Genomic DNA, 14,832 nt, shown 5'->3' on the forward strand with positions numbered 1-14,832 from the left:
AGCGAATGCCGCGCGCGCATGATTGCCGCGCGCGGCTCCCCCACCCGATACACCGAACAGAAGAGCACCTTATGGGCAAGGCAACCGGTTTTCTGGAGTTCGAACGCCGCCACGAGGCGTACGAAGCACCGCTCACGCGCGTGAAGCATTACAAGGAATTCGTCGCGGCACTGGCCGACGCGGACGCGAAGGTCCAGGGCGCCCGCTGCATGGATTGCGGCATCCCGTTCTGCAACAACGGCTGCCCGGTCAACAACGTCATTCCGGACTTCAACGATCTCGTCTACCGCCAGGACTGGCAGCAGGCGATCGAAGTCCTGCATTCGACCAACAACTTCCCCGAGTTCACGGGCCGCATCTGCCCGGCGCCGTGCGAGGCGGCGTGCACGCTCGGGATCAACGACGATCCGGTCGGCATCAAGTCGATCGAGCACGCGATCATCGACAAGGCGTGGGCGGAAGGCTGGGTGAAGCCGCTGCCGGCCGAGCACAAGACCGGCAAGAAGGTCGCCGTGGTCGGTTCGGGCCCCGCGGGGCTCGCCGTCGCGCAGCAACTCGCGCGCGCCGGTCACGACGTGACGGTGTTCGAGAAGAACGATCGCGTCGGCGGCCTGCTGCGCTACGGGATCCCCGACTTCAAGCTCGAGAAGTGGCTGATCGATCGCCGCATGCGCCAGATGGAAGCGGAAGGCGTGACGTTCCGTACCAGCGTGTTCATCGGCAAGGATCCGCTGCCCGAGTCGATCGGCAACCTCGCGAAGGAAACCATTTCGCCGGAGACGCTGAAGGAAGCGTTCGACGCGGTCGTGATCGCGGGCGGCTCGGAAACGCCGCGCGATCTGCCGGTGCCGGGCCGCGAGCTCGCCGGCGTGCATTTCGCGATGGACTTCCTGCCGCAGCAGAACCGCGTGAACGCGGGCGACAAGCTGGTCGACCAGCTCGTCGCGAAGGGCAAGCACGTGATCGTGATCGGCGGCGGCGATACGGGTTCGGACTGCGTCGGCACGTCCAATCGCCACGGCGCGAAGCACGTCACGCAGTTCGAGCTGCTGCCGCAGCCGCCGGAAGAGGAAAACAAGGCGCTCGTGTGGCCGTACTGGCCGATCAAGCTGCGCACGTCGTCGTCGCACGAAGAAGGCTGCGAGCGCGACTGGGCGGTCGCGACGAAGCGTCTCGAAGGCAAGAACGGCAAGGTCGAGAAGCTGATCGCCGTGCGCGTCGAGTGGAAGGACGGCAAGATGCAGGAAGTGCCGGGCTCCGAATTCGAGCTGAAGGCCGACCTCGTGCTGCTCGCGATGGGCTTCACGCAACCGGCCGCCACCGTGCTCGAGGCATTCGGCGTCGCGAAGGATGCGCGCGGCAATGCGCGTGCGGCGACCGAAGGCGATCGCTCGTACTACACGTCGGTGGACAAGGTGTTCGCCGCAGGCGACATGCGTCGCGGCCAGTCGCTCGTCGTCTGGGCGATCCGCGAAGGCCGCCAGTGCGCGCGTTCGGTCGATGCATACCTGATGGGGCATTCGGAACTGCCGCGCTAAGCTGCATCGCGCGAGCGGGTTTCGACGAAAGCCGGGCGTCCGAAAGGGCGCCCGGTTTTTTTATGCCAGGGGCTGCCGCCTGCTGCCGCAGACCCTCGTCATTTCCGCCGAGCGTCGCCTAACCTGATCACATCAGGTGTTGATTTTCCGTGATCCCGTTTCCTTTCGTTTTGTAATGATCCTTGGAAACTGTCATATCATGTCACCCCTCCGGCCGCGTTCGCGCGGCGGCTGCATATGACTGACCCCACTACAAGGACTCTGGATGGAAGCATTCGTGCATGGGCTGATCGACGCCGTCAACGGCGTGCTGTGGAACTACGTGCTGATCGCGCTGCTGCTCGGCGCCGGCGCGTGGTTCACGTTGCGGTTCCGGATGATCCAGCTGAAGGCGCTGTTCCTCAGCATGAAACTGGTCGGCAGCAAGGGCGAGCCGGGTAGCATCTCGTCGTTCCAGGCGTTCGCGACGGGTCTCGCGAGCCGCGTCGGCACCGGCAACATCGCCGGCGTCGCGGTCGCGCTGACGGTCGGCGGCCCGGGCGCGATCTTCTGGATGTGGATGACGGCGCTCGTCGGAATGTCGTCCGCATTCGTCGAGGCGACGCTCGCGCAGATCTTCAAGGTGTCGCACCCGGACGGCAGCTATCGCGGCGGCCCCGCGTACTACATCCAGACGGGCCTGCGTTCGCGCGCGTTCGGCGTGCTGTTCTCGCTGTCGCTGATCCTCGCGTTCGGCTTCGTGTTCAACGCGGTGCAGGCCAATGCGATCGCCGACGCGTTCCACACGTCGTTCGGCTGGCGCCGCGAGACGGTCGGCCTCGGGCTCGTGCTGCTGAGCGCGCCGATCATCTTCGGCGGCATCCGCCGGATCGCGACGGTCGCGCAGGTGATCGTGCCGCTGATGGCGATCGGCTATCTCGCGCTTGCGGTCTATGCGGTCGCGACGCACATCGCCCTGGTGCCGGACGTGATCGCGCTGATCGTGAAGAGCGCGTTCGGCGTCGAGCAGGCGGCCGGCGGCCTGACCGGCTATGCGGTCAGCCAGGCGATCGCGATCGGCGTGAAGCGCGGGCTGTTCTCGAACGAAGCGGGGATGGGCAGCGCGCCGAACGCGGCCGCGACCGCGAGCACGCGGCACCCGGTTACGCAGGGGCTGATCCAGATGCTCGGCGTGTTCGTCGACACGATCGTGATCTGCAGCGCGACCGCGTTCGTGATCCTGCTGTCGGGCCAGTACGAACTCGGCACCGGCATGGAAGGCGCGGCGCTCACGCAGCGCGCGATCTCGAGCCACGTCGGCGACTGGGGCGGCATCTACATGGCCGTCGCGATCTTCTTCCTCGCGTTTTCGTCGGTGATCGGCAACTACGCGTATGCGGAAGGCAACGTCGAGTTCATCACGAAGCGGCGCGGCGTGCTGCCGCTGTTCCGTATCGCGGTGCTCGGCATGGTGATGTTCGGCAGCGTCGGGCAACTGCCGCTCGTGTGGGCGATGGCCGATACGAGCATGGGGCTGATGGCGATCATCAACCTGATCGCGATCCTCGCGCTCGGCAAGTATGCGCATGCGGCATGGTGCGACTATCGTCGCCAGCGTGCGGAAGGTGTTGCCGATCCGGTGTTTACGCGCAACACGATTCCCGAGCTTGCCCGCGTGCTGCCTGCCGACGTGTGGGGCGAGCACGGTCCGCTGCCGCGGCGTCCGGTGCCTGCCGAGGCCGTGCGCGCAACACCCGTGGCGGTGCGCGGGTCATGAACGGCGACCGGCTCCGTGCGTTCGTCGCGCTGATGCCCGACACGGCATCGCGCGACGCGCTGCACGCGTTGCCGGTCACCCGCGGCGCGCGGCGCACGCAGCCCGCCCAGTTGCACGTGACGCTCGCGTTCATCGGCGCGATCGAACGCGCACGGTGCGATGCGCTGGCCGGGCGGCTGCCGGCGCTCGCGGCCGGGCACGCGCTGCCGTTGCAGCCGGTCGAGCGGATCGCGTGGTGGCCGAGCCTGCCGCGCGCGAGGCTGATCGTCGCGGAGCTCGCGGCCGATCCGGCCTGTGCGGCGTTGAATGCCGATATGTGCGCGCTGCTGCGCGAACTGGGCGTGCCGGCCGACCGCCGGCCGTTCCGGCCGCACGTGACGCTCGCGCGGTTGCCGCGCGATGCGCACGGGCAGCCCGCGCACGGCGGCGCGACGGGCCGGCCCGTCGCGTTGCGTTTCGTCGCGCTGACGCTGTTCGAAAGCCGGTTGTCGCGCGAAGGCGTGTCGCACCTGCCGATCGTATCGGTGCCGGTCGTGCCGGCGCCGGGCGACGTCGGCGCCTAGCGGCCGTAGCGCGCGAGCGTCAGGCCCGACAGGTCGATCTCCGGCGCGCGCCCCGTGACGAGATCGGCCAGCACCTTTCCCGAACCCATCGACATCGCCCATCCCGTCGAGCCGTGCCCGACGTTCAGCCACAAGCCGTCGATCCCGCTCGCGCCGAGGAGCGGCGGCCCGTCGGGCGTCATCGGCCGGCGGCCGACCCAGAAGCGCGCGGATGCGCGATCGGCCGCGTGCGGGAACCAGTCGTCGAGCACCTTCATCAGCGTATCGAGCGCCTGCTGGCGCAGCGCCGCATGCCGGTTGCCGAGCTCGGCGGTGCCCGCGACGCGCAGCGTCGGGCCGAAGCGCGTGATCGCCGTCTTTAGCGATTCGTCCATCAGCGCCGCGCGGGGCGCCTTTTCATCGTCGACGACGGCGAGCGTCGCCGAATAGCCCTTCACCGGATACAGCGGCACGCCGATGCCGTGCGGCTGAAGCAGGCCGGCACTGTCGACGCCGAGTGCGACGACGATCGCGTCGGCGGCGAGCGCCGTATCGCGTGCGGTGCCGTCGCTTCCGGCTCGCTCGTTCGTCGCGGCAATCCGCACGCCATGTACCTTGCCGCCCGCGACTTCGAGTGCGCGAATCTCGGTGCGAAAGCGGAACGTCACGCCGTTCGCTTCGCACAGTGCCCGCAATTCGCGCGCGAAGCGTGCGCAGTCGCCGGCTTCGTCGTCGGGCAGGTAGATGCCGCCGACGGGCGCCTGCCGTGCCCAGCGCAGGCCCGGTTCGATCGCGGTGCAGCCGGCCGCGTCGAGTTCGCGGAACGCGATGCCGGCATCGCGCAGCACCTTCAGCGCGGGCTGCACCATCTCGACGTCGAACGCGCCGCGCAGCAACTGCAGATAGCCGCGGCTCGCGCCATAGTCGAACGGATGGCGCTCGCGAAACGCATGCAGGCACGCGCGGCTGTAGTACGCGATGCGCTGCATCCGCTGCTTGTTCACGCGGAACCGTTCGAACTCGCATTCGCGCAGCCAGCGCGCGATCCAGCGCCACTGCGCGGCATCGAGCGTCGGCCGGAAAATCAGCGGCGACGCGGGCTTGAACAGATACTTGAGGATCTTGCCGGGCATCCCGGGCGCGGCCCACGGCGTCACGTAGCCGGGCGCGATCACGCCGGCGTTGCCGAGGCTCGTCGCCTGCGCGACATCGGCCTCGCGTTCGATCACGGTGACGTCGCAGCCTGCTTCGCGCAGGTGCCAGGCAGTGGCGACGCCGATCACGCCGGCGCCGAGAACGATCGCATGCATGCGGTTTCCGGTGCGAGTGCGTTTACGACGCGACGGCCGGATCGTCGGCGAGCGACTTGCCGCGCGTTTCCGGCAGCACGAGCGCGGCGACGATCACGAGCAGATAGCCGGCGCCCGCGACGAGGCCGATCGCCTTCACGAGCGACATCGTCTGCGACAGCGAGCCGACGAGGATCGGGAAGAACGACCCGAGCCCGCGGCCGAGGTTGTAGCAGAAGCCCTGGCCCGAGCCGCGGATCGCGCCCGGATACAGCTCGGACAGGTACGCGCCGACGCCCGCGAAGATGCCTTGCACGACGATGCCGAGCGGGAAGCCGAGGATCAGCATCGCGGTGTCGGTGATCGGCAGCATCGTGTACGCCATGCCGAGCGCGAACGAGCCGACCGCGAACAGGACGAACGACGCGCGGCGGCCGAGCCGGTCGGACAGGATCGCACCGACCACGTAGCCGACGAACGAGCCGACGATCAGCACGACCAGATAGCCGCTCGTATTGAACACGGACAGGTGGCGGACGGTTTTCAGGTAGGTGGGCAGCCACGTCGTGATCGCGTAGTAGCCGCCGAGCATGCCGGTGCACAGCACGCTGCCGAACAGCGTCGCGCGCAGGTGGGGCGGCGAGAAGATCTCGAGGAAGTGGCCCGTTACGCGGCCTTCGTCGCGGGCGCGGCGCGTGGCCGTATAGATGTCGGGATCGCTCACGTTGCGGCGGATGTAGAGGATCCACAGCGCGGGCACGATGCCGATCCAGAAGCACGCGCGCCACGCGAGCGGCTCGGGCAGCAGCGCGAAGAACGCCCAGTAGAGGATGGCGGCCGCGGCCCAGCCGAACGACCAGCTGCTCTGCACGGTGCCGACCGCCTTCGCGCGGTGCTCGGGCGAGCGGATCGTCTCGGCCATCATGATCGTCACGACCGACCACTCGCCGCCGAAGCCGAAGCCTTGCAAGGTGCGCGTCGCGAGCAACTGCCAGAACGAATGCGTGAAGCCGGACAGGCACGTGAACAGCGCGAACGTCGCGATCGTCCACTGCAGCACGCGCACGCGGCCGTAGCGATCGGCCAAGATGCCGGCGACCCAGCCGCCGATCGCCGACGAGATCAGCGAGCTCGTCGCGATCATCCCGGCCTCGCTCTTCGTCATCCCCCACGACGCGATCAGTGTGGGGATCAGGAACGAGTAGATCATGAAGTCGAACGCATCGACCGCATAGCCGCCGAAGCCCGCATACAGCGTCCTGCGCTCGCGCGTCGACAGTTCGTGAAACCACTGGATTGCCTGCATCTCGCCGTCTCCGTGTCGATTCGTGGCGTGCTGCCTGTCGTGCCGCCCGTTGTGCGGCAGTGTGGCGGCTATTTTACGGGCGCGATACGGGATGCCAAAAAGGTCGACGCGGGCTCGGGCGGCGGAGGGCGGTGCTCGACGACGGCGGTGCGTCGCGATGTGGACGGCGGCGCCGCCGCGGGAAGGGCGTGTTGCCGCGTCAGAGCATCAGGCCGCCGTCGACATGCACGACCTGGCCGGTGATCTGCCGCGCCGCGTCCGACAGCAGGAACGCGATCAGCGCGGCGACGTCGTCGGGTTCGGCGATCCGTCCGAGCGGCGTCGCCTGTTCGGCCCGCGCCCACGCGGCGGCATTGCCCGCGCTCGGGCCGTGGTCCTTGCGCGTGAAGCCCGGCGCGACCGCGTTGACGGTGATGCCGTGCGCGGCGAATTCGGCCGCGGCGGTGCGCACGAGCGATTCGAGCGCGGCCTTCGCGGCGGCGGTTGCCGCGAACGGCGCATCGGCGCGGTAACGGTGCGCGACGAACGAGCTGACTGCGACGATGCGCGGTGCGGCCGACGCCTCGAGCAGCGGCCGCGCGCGACCCACGAGCGCGGAGAACGCGCCGGGCATCGCCGCGAAGGCGGCCGCGAGCGCGTCCGGCGAGAGATCGGAAAATGCCTGCCGCGCGGCGAAACCGGCGTTCGCGACCAGCTGATCGAGCCCGCCGAAACGCGCGACGGTCGCATCGACGAGCGCCGTTGCGACGCCCGGCTCGGCGAGATCGCCGGTGAGCGTCGCGCATTCGGCGCCCGCCGCGGTGCAGCCTGCAGCGACTTCGGCAAGCCGTGCACGCGCTGCTTCGTCGGCGCCGCACGCATGCAGCGCGAGCGCGATGCCCGGCGCCGCGAGCCGCCGCGCCAGTGCCGCGCCGATCCCCGAACCGGCGCCGGTGATCAGCGCGATCCGGGCGAGGTGCGCGGCGCGTGCGCTCATGCAGCGACCTTGTCGTCGTCGTTCAGGCGCTCGACGTTGATCGTGCCGGCGTGGAACGCGGCCAGCGACTCGCGGTGCGCGATGCTGACGATCGCGGCCTTCGGCAACTGCTCGGCGAACAGGTGATAGAGCCGCGCTTCGTTGTCGGCGTCGAGCGCGCTCGTGGCTTCGTCGAGGAACAGGAAGTCCGGCTTGTGCAGCAGCACGCGCGCGCCGGCCAGACGCTGCTGTTCGCCCGGCGACAGCACGCGCGTCCAGTGCCCGCTTTCGTCGAGGCGCTCGGCGTAGTCTTCCAGGCGGCACGCGCGCAGCGCGTCGCGGCATGCGTCGTCGGTGAACGCGTCGGGCGCGGACGGATACGTGAGCGCGGCCTTCAGCGTGCCGATCGGCAGGTAGCTGGTTTGCGGCACGAACATCATTCGCGCGCCGACCGGCGCGTCGATCGCGCCGTCGCCGAACGGCCACAGGCCCGCGATCGCGCGCATGAACGTGCTCTTGCCGGAACCCGACTTGCCGATCACGAGCCAGCGCGAGCCGGGCTCGATCGTCACGTTGCCGATGTTCGCGAGCGCGTTGCCGTTCGGCAGCGCGAGCTTCAGCGACGACGTCGACAGCTTCGCGGCATCGACGTAGTGCAGGTTGATGCCGCCGTGTTCGGTCGCGGGCGACAGGCTTTCCTTCAGGTGCGACGTGCCCATCACGCGCTTGAATTCACGCAGACGGTTGACGGTGGCACGCCATTCGACGAGGGTCGAGTAACTGTTGATGAACCACGAGAACGAATCGCTGACGGTGCCGAACGCGGACGAGATCTGCATCAGCACGCCGAACGAGAACGCGCCCGCGAAATAGCGCGGCGCGGCGACGACGAGCGGGAAGATGATCGCGATCTGCCCGTAGAAGCTCAGCACGAACGTGAGGCGCTTCGTGTACTTCATCACGCGCCACCAGTTGTCTCGGATGCGCATGAAGAGGCTTTGCGCATTGCTCGTCTCGGTTTTCTCGCCGTCGTAGAACGCGATCTGCTCGGCGTTTTCGCGCACGCGAATCAGCCCGAAGCGGAAGTCGGCTTCGACGCGCTGCTGCTGGTAGTTGATCGACACGAGCGGATGGCCGACCTTCTGGATGATCAGCGAACCGATCACCGCGTACAGCGCGGCCGCCCACACCATGTAGCCGGGAATCGTGATCGGCGTCGCGCCGAGCGAGAGCGTCAGCGCGCCGGCGAGCGACCACAGGATCGTGATGAACGACACCAGCGTGACGACAGTCGACAGCAGGTCGAGCGACAGCGCGAGCGTCGTCGTCGCGAACGACTGGAGGTCGTCGGTGATCCGCTGGTCGGGGTTGTCGGCGAGGCGGTCGCGTTCGATCCGGTAGAACGCGCGATCGCCGAGCCACTGGCCGAGGAAGCGATCGGTGAGCCACTGGCGCCAGCGGAAGCCCAGCATCTGCCGCAGGTAGCGGCCGTACACCGCGAGGATGATGAAGCCGAACGCGAGCGCCGAGAACTGCATCAGCAGGTTCGGGAAGTCGTGGACGTCCTTCGACTGCAGCGCGTTGTAGAACTGCGCGTTCCACTTGTTCAGCTTGACGTTGATCCAGACCACGCAGAGGTTGATCGCGATGATCGTGATCAGCAAGCCCCACGCGATTTTCCATTCGGATGACACCCAGTAGGGCTTGATGAGGCTCCACGCGGATATCGGGCGCTCGTCCTGCGGCGCGTCGGAGGCGGAGCGGACGGGATCGATCGATTGGGTCATGTGCTTCCTGATGAGTAGCCGGCGCGCGGGCCGGGCGAAGCCGGGCGCGCGCCGCGATACGGCATGCCGGACGAGATGCCGACTGACGGCGGGCGCCCGGATGTTCGCCCGCGCGTCTTAAACGGCACTTAAGGCCGGCGGTGACGCGGCAACCGGCCGCTTGCGCGGCCGGCCTGCAGGCATTGTGCCAGAGCGGCCCGGCACGACGGCGAATTTGCCGCAAGGGGGACAGTTTGCGGCGCTTTCCGCTTTTATGGTCTAATGACCGACGACGAAACAGGGGTGCTTCGAGCGCGGCCGACGGGTAGTTCCGGGCAACGCGGCGAGGCTGAGAAAGACCCTTCGCACCCGATCCGGGTAATACCGGCGAGGGAAGTTTCTGATCCCGCCGGGCCGCGCTGGCCGCCATCCCACATGGTCAGCGCCCGAGTCCCGCCCGGCCGGCCTTTGCTGCCGGTTTCGTCCTTTTGGGTAGCGCATCGCGCGTTACGGAAGGAATGATGACCGCTCAATCTTCAGTCTTTTGCGCTGTTCCTGATTCACCGTCGTGTGCGTTGGCACGGGACGGTGCGTGTGCATTGGCGCTCGTTTCGCGCACCCGCGCGGAGGGCGCACGATGAACACCGGCGCTTCGAACGTTCACGATCGCCGGCCGGATTTCGCCGTGCTCGGCGGCGGCCTGGTCGGCCGCCTGATCGCATGGCGGCTCGCGGGCGACGGGCATCGCGTCGCGCTGTACGAGCGCGGCGGCCCGGACGGCGAGCAGTCGGCCGCGTGGATCGCGGCCGCGATGCTTGCGCCACTCGCCGAGGCGGCGAGCGCCGAACTGCTGATCACCGAGCTCGGCGCCGCGTCGCTCGCCCGCTGGCCGCGGTGGCTCGCGGAACTGCCCGAACCCGTGTTCTTCCAGCATCACGGCACGCTCGTCGTCTGGCACCACGCGGATCGCGCGGAGGCGCCGCTGTTCGAACGGCGCGTGCGCGCGAATGCGCCGGCCGAACTGTTCGACGGCGGCTTCGTCGCGCTGGCGGGGGCGCAGGTGGACGCGGCCGAACCCGCGCTGGCGGGCCGCTTCGCGCGCGGGCTGATGCTGCCGCGCGAAGGGCAGCTCGACAACCGGCAGGCGCTGCGCGCGCTGGCGGGGGGCCTCGCGCAGCGCGGCGTCGAGCTGCACTGGTACGCCGCGATTGACGACGCGAACCGGCCCGACGCGCATTTCACGATCGATTGCCGCGGGCTCGGCGCGAAGCCGGTGCTGCCCGCGCTGCGCGGCATCCGCGGCGAAGTCGCGCGCGTGCGTGCGCCCGGCATCGGGCTCACGCGGCCGGTGCGGCTGCTGCATCCGCGCTATCCGCTGTACATCGCGCCGAAGCAGGACGACCTGTACGTGATCGGCGCGACCGAAGTGGAGGGCGAGGACATGTCGCCCGTCAGCGTGCGCTCCGCGCTCGAACTGCTGAGCGCGGCATTCTCCGTGCACCCGGCGTTCGGCGAGGCGCGCATCCTCGAACTGAATGCGCAATGCCGTCCGACGCTGCCCGATCACCGCCCGGCGGTGATCTGGGACGGCGCGACGACGCTCGCCGTCAACGGCCTGTACCGGCACGGCTTCATGATCGCGCCGGAAGTCGCGCACGCGGCCGCCGGGTTCGCGCAAGCCGCGCTGGGCGGCGCGTTCGGCGGTGCCGACGCGTTTGCCGCGTGGCGCGACGCCGCGCGCTGGCCGACGCTCCTTCATCACCGCGACGACGTGCGCCAGCCGGCCTGACGCGCATCGTTCACCGAATTCGACCCGAGTCTCATGGATATCCAGATCAACCAACAGACGCTGACGCTGCCCGACGGCGCGACGGTGGCCGACGCGCTCGCCGCATTCGGCGCACGTCCGCCGTACGCGGTCGCGCTGAACGGCAATTTCGTCGCGCGCACGCAGCATGCGGCGCGTGCGCTCGCGGCGGGCGACAAGCTCGACGTGGTGCATCCCGTCGCGGGCGGCTGAGCGCCGCCGGTCCGTTCCCGCTCTTCCAGGAAAACGACATGACGTCCCACACTTCCGCCGACGCGCTGACGCTGTACGGCGAAACTTTCGCAAGCCGCGTGCTGCTCGGCACGTCGCGCTATCCGTCGCTGCAGTCGCTGTCCGATTCGATCGCCGCGTCGCGGCCCGGGATGGTGACGGTCGCGCTGCGCCGCCAGATGACGGGCGGTACGGCCGAGGCCGGCTTCTTCGACCTGCTCAAGCGCCACGCGGTGCCGCTGCTGCCGAACACGGCCGGCTGCCAGACCGTTGCCGAGGCGGTGACGACCGCGCACATGGCGCGCGAGGTGTTCGACACCGACTGGATCAAGCTCGAGCTGATCGGCGACGACTACACGCTGCAGCCCGACCCGGTCGGGCTGATCGAGGCGGCCGCGCAACTGGTCAAGGACGGTTTCAAGGTGCTGCCGTACTGTACCGAGGATCTCGTGATCGGCCGGCGCCTGCTCGACGTCGGCTGCGAGGCGCTGATGCCGTGGGGCGCGCCGATCGGCACGGGCAAGGGCGTCGTGAACCCGTACGGGCTGCGCGTGCTGCGCGAGCGGCTGCCTGACGTGCCGCTGATCGTCGACGCCGGGCTCGGCGTGCCGTCGCACGCGTGCCAGGTGATGGAGTGGGGCTTCGACGGCGTACTGCTGAACACGGCCGTGTCGCAGGCCACGCACCCGGAAATCATGGCGCGCGCGTTCGCGCAGGGCGTCGAGGCCGGCCGTGCCGCTTACCTTGCCGGCCCGATGGATGCGCGCGAGACCGCGCACGCGAGCACGCCGGTCGTCGGGATGCCGTTCTGGCACCAGGACGGAGGCGGCGCATGAGCGCGCGATTCGCCGATGCGTTCTGGCCGCCGGCCGACGAGCTGGCCGAAGCGGCCGAACGGATTCGCGCCCGGCTCGGCGAGTGGCCGGGCGCCGCAGCGCCGTGGCGGCTTTGCGTGGCGATGCCCGACGTGCCGGCCGACGGCGACGTGCTGATCGTGTCGGCCGGCGATCGTACCGCGCAGTCGCGCGCGTCGGCCGCGTCGCGCCCGGCGTCGCCGGACGCGGTCGCGATCGAATTCGACGAACGCGGCGCGGCGCTGCACGCCGCGGGCGTGCGCCACGCGCTCGACGCCGCGCATCCGCTCGCGGACGACTGGATCGCGGCGCTCGCCGCCTTCCTCGATTGCGGTTTCGCGCCGATCGACGCGCTGGTGCTCGCGCTGGCGTGGCGCGACGGCGACGAGGCGCGCGACGCGGACGCGTGGCCGGTCGACACCGCGCGGTTCCCGCGCGTCGCCGGTCTGGCCGCCGCGCCGGAGCCGGCGTTCCCGCCATGCCCGCCGCAACTCGGCCTCTATCCGGTCGTACCGGATGCAGAATGGGTCGAGCGCGTGCTCGATTGCGGCGCGCGGACCGTGCAACTGCGCGTGAAAGACGCGAACCTCGATGCGTTGCGCCGGGAGATCGCGCGGGCGGTCGCCGCGGGGCGCCGTTACCCCGATGCGCGCGTGTTCATCAACGATCACTGGCAGATCGCGGTAGAAGAGGGGGCGTACGGCGTACATCTGGGTCAGGAAGACCTCGAGACGGCCGATCTCGCCGCGATCGCGCGCGCCGGCCTGCGGCTCGGGCTGTCGAGCCACGGGTACTACGAAATGTTGCGGGCATTGCACGAGCGCCCGAGCTATCTCGCGCTCGGCCCGGTGTACGCGACCGCGACCAAGGCGGTCGCCGCACCGCCGCAGGGCCTGGCGCGGATTGCCCGCTACGCGCGCTTCGCGGGCGCGCGGGCGCCGCTCGTCGCGATCGGCGGCGTGGGGCTCGACGCGTTGCCGGACGTACTCGCGACGGGCGTCGGCAGCGTGGCGGTGGTCAGTGCGGTGACGGGCGCGATCGATTATCGGGCGGCGATTGTTGCGTTGCAGCAATGTTTTGCCCGACAATTTGACAATCATTGACCGCGGGGCTTGGAGCGGCTTCACGACATCATTCCGAGGCAGGCCCTATAATTCGGCGTTCTGCGTAAAAGGACTGTCAGCTCCGTGAGCCCCACTCCTACCGAGACACTGCTGGAACTTCGCGACGTCGACTTTGGCTACGGCGACCGCCTCGTCCTGTCGAACCTGAACATGCGCTTCGGGCGCGGCCGGGTCGTCGCTGTCATGGGCGGGTCGGGTTGCGGCAAGACGACCGTGCTGCGCCTGATCGGCGGCCTGGTGCGCGCGCGCCGCGGCCAGGTGCTGTTCGGCGGCGCCGACGTCGGCGCGCAGACCCGCGAGGGCCTGTATGCGCTGCGCCGCAAGATGGGCATGCTGTTCCAGTTCGGTGCACTGTTTACCGACATGTCGGTGTTCGAGAACGTCGCGTTCGCGCTGCGCGAACACACCGATCTTCCCGAAGACCTGATCCGCGACCTCGTGCTGATGAAGCTGAACGCGGTCGGCCTGCGCGGCGCGCGCGACCTGATGCCGTCCGAGGTATCGGGCGGGATGGCGCGCCGCATCGCGCTCGCCCGCGCGATCGCGCTGGACCCGCAGCTCATCATGTACGACGAGCCGTTCGCCGGCCTCGACCCGATTTCGCTCGGCATCACCGCGAACCTGATCCGCACGCTGAACCAGGCGCTCGGCGCGACGTCGATCCTCGTCACGCACGACGTGCCGGAGTCGTTCGCGATCGCCGATTACGTGTACTTTCTCGCCAACGGCGGCGTGCTCGCGCAGGGCACGCCTGACGAGCTGCGCGCATCGACCGATCCGAGCGTGCGCCAGTTCATCGACGGCGCGCCGGACGGCCCGTACAAATTTCACTACACGAGCCCGCCGCTGGCAGCGGATTTCGGGCTCGGCGGAGGGCGCGCATGATCAGCGCGATCGGACGTTACGTCATCGGCGGCCTCGAGCGCGCGGGCTACGGCACGCGCCTGTTCGTGCGCCTCGTGCTGGAATTCTTCCCGCTGCTGCGCCGGCCGCGGCTCGTCACGAAGCAGATCCACTTTCTCGGCAACTATTCGTTCGTGATCATCGCCGTGTCGGGCCTGTTCGTCGGCTTCGTGCTCGGCCTGCAGGGCTACTACACGCTGAACCGCTACGGATCCGAGCAGGCGCTCGGCCTGCTGGTCGCGCTGTCGCTCGTGCGCGAGCTCGGCCCGGTCGTCACGGCGCTGCTGTTCGCCGGGCGCGCGGGCACGTCGCTCACCGCCGAGATCGGCCTGATGAAGGCCGGCGAGCAACTCACCGCGCTCGAGATGATGGCGGTGGACCCGATCAAGACGGTGATCGCGCCGCGCATGTGGGCCGGGATCATCGCGATGCCGCTGCTCGCGGCGATCTTCAACGCGGTCGGCGTGCTCGGCGGCTATTTCGTCGGGGTCGTGCTGATCGGCGTCGATCCGGGCGCGTTCTGGTCGCAGATGCAGGGCGGGGTCCAGGTCTGGGCCGACGTCGGCAACGGCGTGCTCAAGAGCATCGTGTTCGGGTTCGCCGTGACCTTCGTTGCGCTGTATCAAGGGTATGAAGCGAAGCCCACGCCCGAAGGCGTGTCGCGCGCGACGACCAAGACGGTCGTGTTCGCGTCGCTCGCCGTACTCGGCCTCGATTTCCTGCTGACCGCGCTGATGTTCAGCTAAGCCTCAGCCAAGCCA

The 14,832-nt window shown here is 69.1% G+C and carries 13 protein-coding genes and 1 riboswitch; of the genes, 9 read left to right on the forward strand and 4 right to left on the reverse strand.

Annotated elements, in window-relative coordinates; all coding sequences use genetic code 11:
• Positions 1-71 precede the first annotated feature (71 nt).
• The 3 genes from BME24068_RS15095 to thpR all read left to right on the forward strand — a co-directional run bounded on the left by BME24068_RS15095 (position 72) and on the right by thpR (position 3,857).
• On the forward strand, positions 72-1,538 hold the full coding sequence (locus BME24068_RS15095) for a glutamate synthase subunit beta (RefSeq protein ID WP_174926536.1): 1,467 nt from the start codon (positions 72-74) through the stop codon (positions 1,536-1,538).
• Positions 1,539-1,803: 265 nt separating this feature from the next.
• Positions 1,804-3,294, forward strand: coding sequence for an alanine/glycine:cation symporter family protein (locus BME24068_RS15100; protein WP_174926537.1), 1,491 nt, complete (start codon positions 1,804-1,806; stop codon positions 3,292-3,294).
• Complete coding sequence (gene thpR / locus BME24068_RS15105; RefSeq protein ID WP_174926538.1) at positions 3,291-3,857, forward strand: RNA 2',3'-cyclic phosphodiesterase; 567 nt, start codon at positions 3,291-3,293, stop codon at positions 3,855-3,857. The genes BME24068_RS15100 and thpR overlap by 4 nt, the downstream gene beginning before the upstream one ends.
• On the opposite strand, the gene BME24068_RS15110 is transcribed toward thpR, so the two are convergent.
• From BME24068_RS15110 to BME24068_RS15125, 4 genes are all read right to left on the reverse strand, one after another.
• Positions 3,854-5,146, reverse strand: coding sequence for a D-amino acid dehydrogenase (locus BME24068_RS15110; protein WP_174926539.1), 1,293 nt, complete (start codon positions 5,144-5,146; stop codon positions 3,854-3,856). The genes thpR and BME24068_RS15110 overlap by 4 nt on opposite strands.
• Before the next feature lie 22 nt (positions 5,147-5,168).
• Positions 5,169-6,431 (reverse strand): MFS transporter, encoded by a 1,263-nt coding sequence (locus BME24068_RS15115; protein WP_174926540.1) that lies wholly within the window; start codon positions 6,429-6,431, stop codon positions 5,169-5,171.
• A gap of 199 nt (positions 6,432-6,630) precedes the next feature.
• The gene (locus BME24068_RS15120) at positions 6,631-7,407 is read right to left on the reverse strand and encodes an SDR family NAD(P)-dependent oxidoreductase (protein ID WP_174926541.1); all 777 of its coding nucleotides are present in this window, start codon (positions 7,405-7,407) and stop codon (positions 6,631-6,633) included.
• Positions 7,404-9,173, reverse strand: coding sequence for an ABC transporter ATP-binding protein/permease (locus BME24068_RS15125; RefSeq protein ID WP_174926542.1), 1,770 nt, complete (start codon positions 9,171-9,173; stop codon positions 7,404-7,406). Before BME24068_RS15125 ends, BME24068_RS15120 begins: the two co-directional genes overlap by 4 nt.
• Before the next feature lie 268 nt (positions 9,174-9,441).
• Positions 9,442-9,565: riboswitch (TPP riboswitch) on the forward strand.
• Between the two features lie 224 nt (positions 9,566-9,789).
• On the opposite strand from BME24068_RS15125, the gene BME24068_RS15130 reads away from it, so the two are divergent.
• The 6 genes from BME24068_RS15130 to mlaE all read left to right on the forward strand — a co-directional run bounded on the left by BME24068_RS15130 (position 9,790) and on the right by mlaE (position 14,817).
• A complete protein-coding gene (locus BME24068_RS15130) occupies positions 9,790-10,941 on the forward strand; it encodes an FAD-dependent oxidoreductase (protein ID WP_174926543.1) in 1,152 nt (383 codons plus the stop codon).
• A 33-nt stretch (positions 10,942-10,974) separates the two neighbouring features.
• Positions 10,975-11,172: a sulfur carrier protein ThiS gene (gene thiS, locus BME24068_RS15135; RefSeq protein ID WP_096504229.1), complete on the forward strand. Its 198-nt coding sequence runs from the start codon at positions 10,975-10,977 to the stop codon at positions 11,170-11,172.
• Positions 11,173-11,210: 38 nt separating this feature from the next.
• Positions 11,211-12,026, forward strand: coding sequence for a thiazole synthase (locus tag BME24068_RS15140; protein WP_096504231.1), 816 nt, complete (start codon positions 11,211-11,213; stop codon positions 12,024-12,026).
• On the forward strand, positions 12,023-13,147 hold the full coding sequence (gene thiE / locus BME24068_RS15145; RefSeq protein ID WP_174926544.1) for a thiamine phosphate synthase: 1,125 nt from the start codon (positions 12,023-12,025) through the stop codon (positions 13,145-13,147). Before BME24068_RS15140 ends, thiE begins: the two co-directional genes overlap by 4 nt.
• Before the next feature lie 84 nt (positions 13,148-13,231).
• Positions 13,232-14,053: an ABC transporter ATP-binding protein gene (locus BME24068_RS15150; RefSeq protein WP_096504235.1), complete on the forward strand. Its 822-nt coding sequence runs from the start codon at positions 13,232-13,234 to the stop codon at positions 14,051-14,053.
• Positions 14,050-14,817, forward strand: coding sequence for a lipid asymmetry maintenance ABC transporter permease subunit MlaE (gene mlaE / locus BME24068_RS15155; protein ID WP_096504237.1), 768 nt, complete (start codon positions 14,050-14,052; stop codon positions 14,815-14,817). The genes BME24068_RS15150 and mlaE overlap by 4 nt, the downstream gene beginning before the upstream one ends.
• The last annotated feature ends 15 nt before the right edge of the window (positions 14,818-14,832 follow it).

It is taken from the genome of Burkholderia anthina (assembly GCF_902498995.1).
Lineage (GTDB): Bacteria > Pseudomonadota > Gammaproteobacteria > Burkholderiales > Burkholderiaceae > Burkholderia > Burkholderia anthina.

Bases quoted from the DNA above. Each gene is read 5' to 3' on its own strand.
- BME24068_RS15095 (WP_174926536.1), top strand. From the start codon at position 72: ATGGGCAAGGCAACCGGTTTTCTGGAGTTCGAACGCCGCCACGAGGCG.
- thiS (WP_096504229.1), top strand. From the start codon at position 10,975: ATGGATATCCAGATCAACCAACAGACGCTGACGCTGCCCGACGGCGCG.
- BME24068_RS15125 (WP_174926542.1), bottom strand. From the start codon at position 9,173: ATGACCCAATCGATCGATCCCGTCCGCTCCGCCTCCGACGCGCCGCAG.
- BME24068_RS15130 (WP_174926543.1), top strand. From the start codon at position 9,790: ATGAACACCGGCGCTTCGAACGTTCACGATCGCCGGCCGGATTTCGCC.
- mlaE (WP_096504237.1), top strand. From the start codon at position 14,050: ATGATCAGCGCGATCGGACGTTACGTCATCGGCGGCCTCGAGCGCGCG.
- BME24068_RS15115 (WP_174926540.1), bottom strand. From the start codon at position 6,431: ATGCAGGCAATCCAGTGGTTTCACGAACTGTCGACGCGCGAGCGCAGG.
- thpR (WP_174926538.1), top strand. From the start codon at position 3,291: ATGAACGGCGACCGGCTCCGTGCGTTCGTCGCGCTGATGCCCGACACG.
- BME24068_RS15110 (WP_174926539.1), bottom strand. From the start codon at position 5,146: ATGCATGCGATCGTTCTCGGCGCCGGCGTGATCGGCGTCGCCACTGCC.
- BME24068_RS15120 (WP_174926541.1), bottom strand. From the start codon at position 7,407: ATGAGCGCACGCGCCGCGCACCTCGCCCGGATCGCGCTGATCACCGGC.
- BME24068_RS15100 (WP_174926537.1), top strand. From the start codon at position 1,804: ATGGAAGCATTCGTGCATGGGCTGATCGACGCCGTCAACGGCGTGCTG.
- BME24068_RS15140 (WP_096504231.1), top strand. From the start codon at position 11,211: ATGACGTCCCACACTTCCGCCGACGCGCTGACGCTGTACGGCGAAACT.
- thiE (WP_174926544.1), top strand. From the start codon at position 12,023: ATGAGCGCGCGATTCGCCGATGCGTTCTGGCCGCCGGCCGACGAGCTG.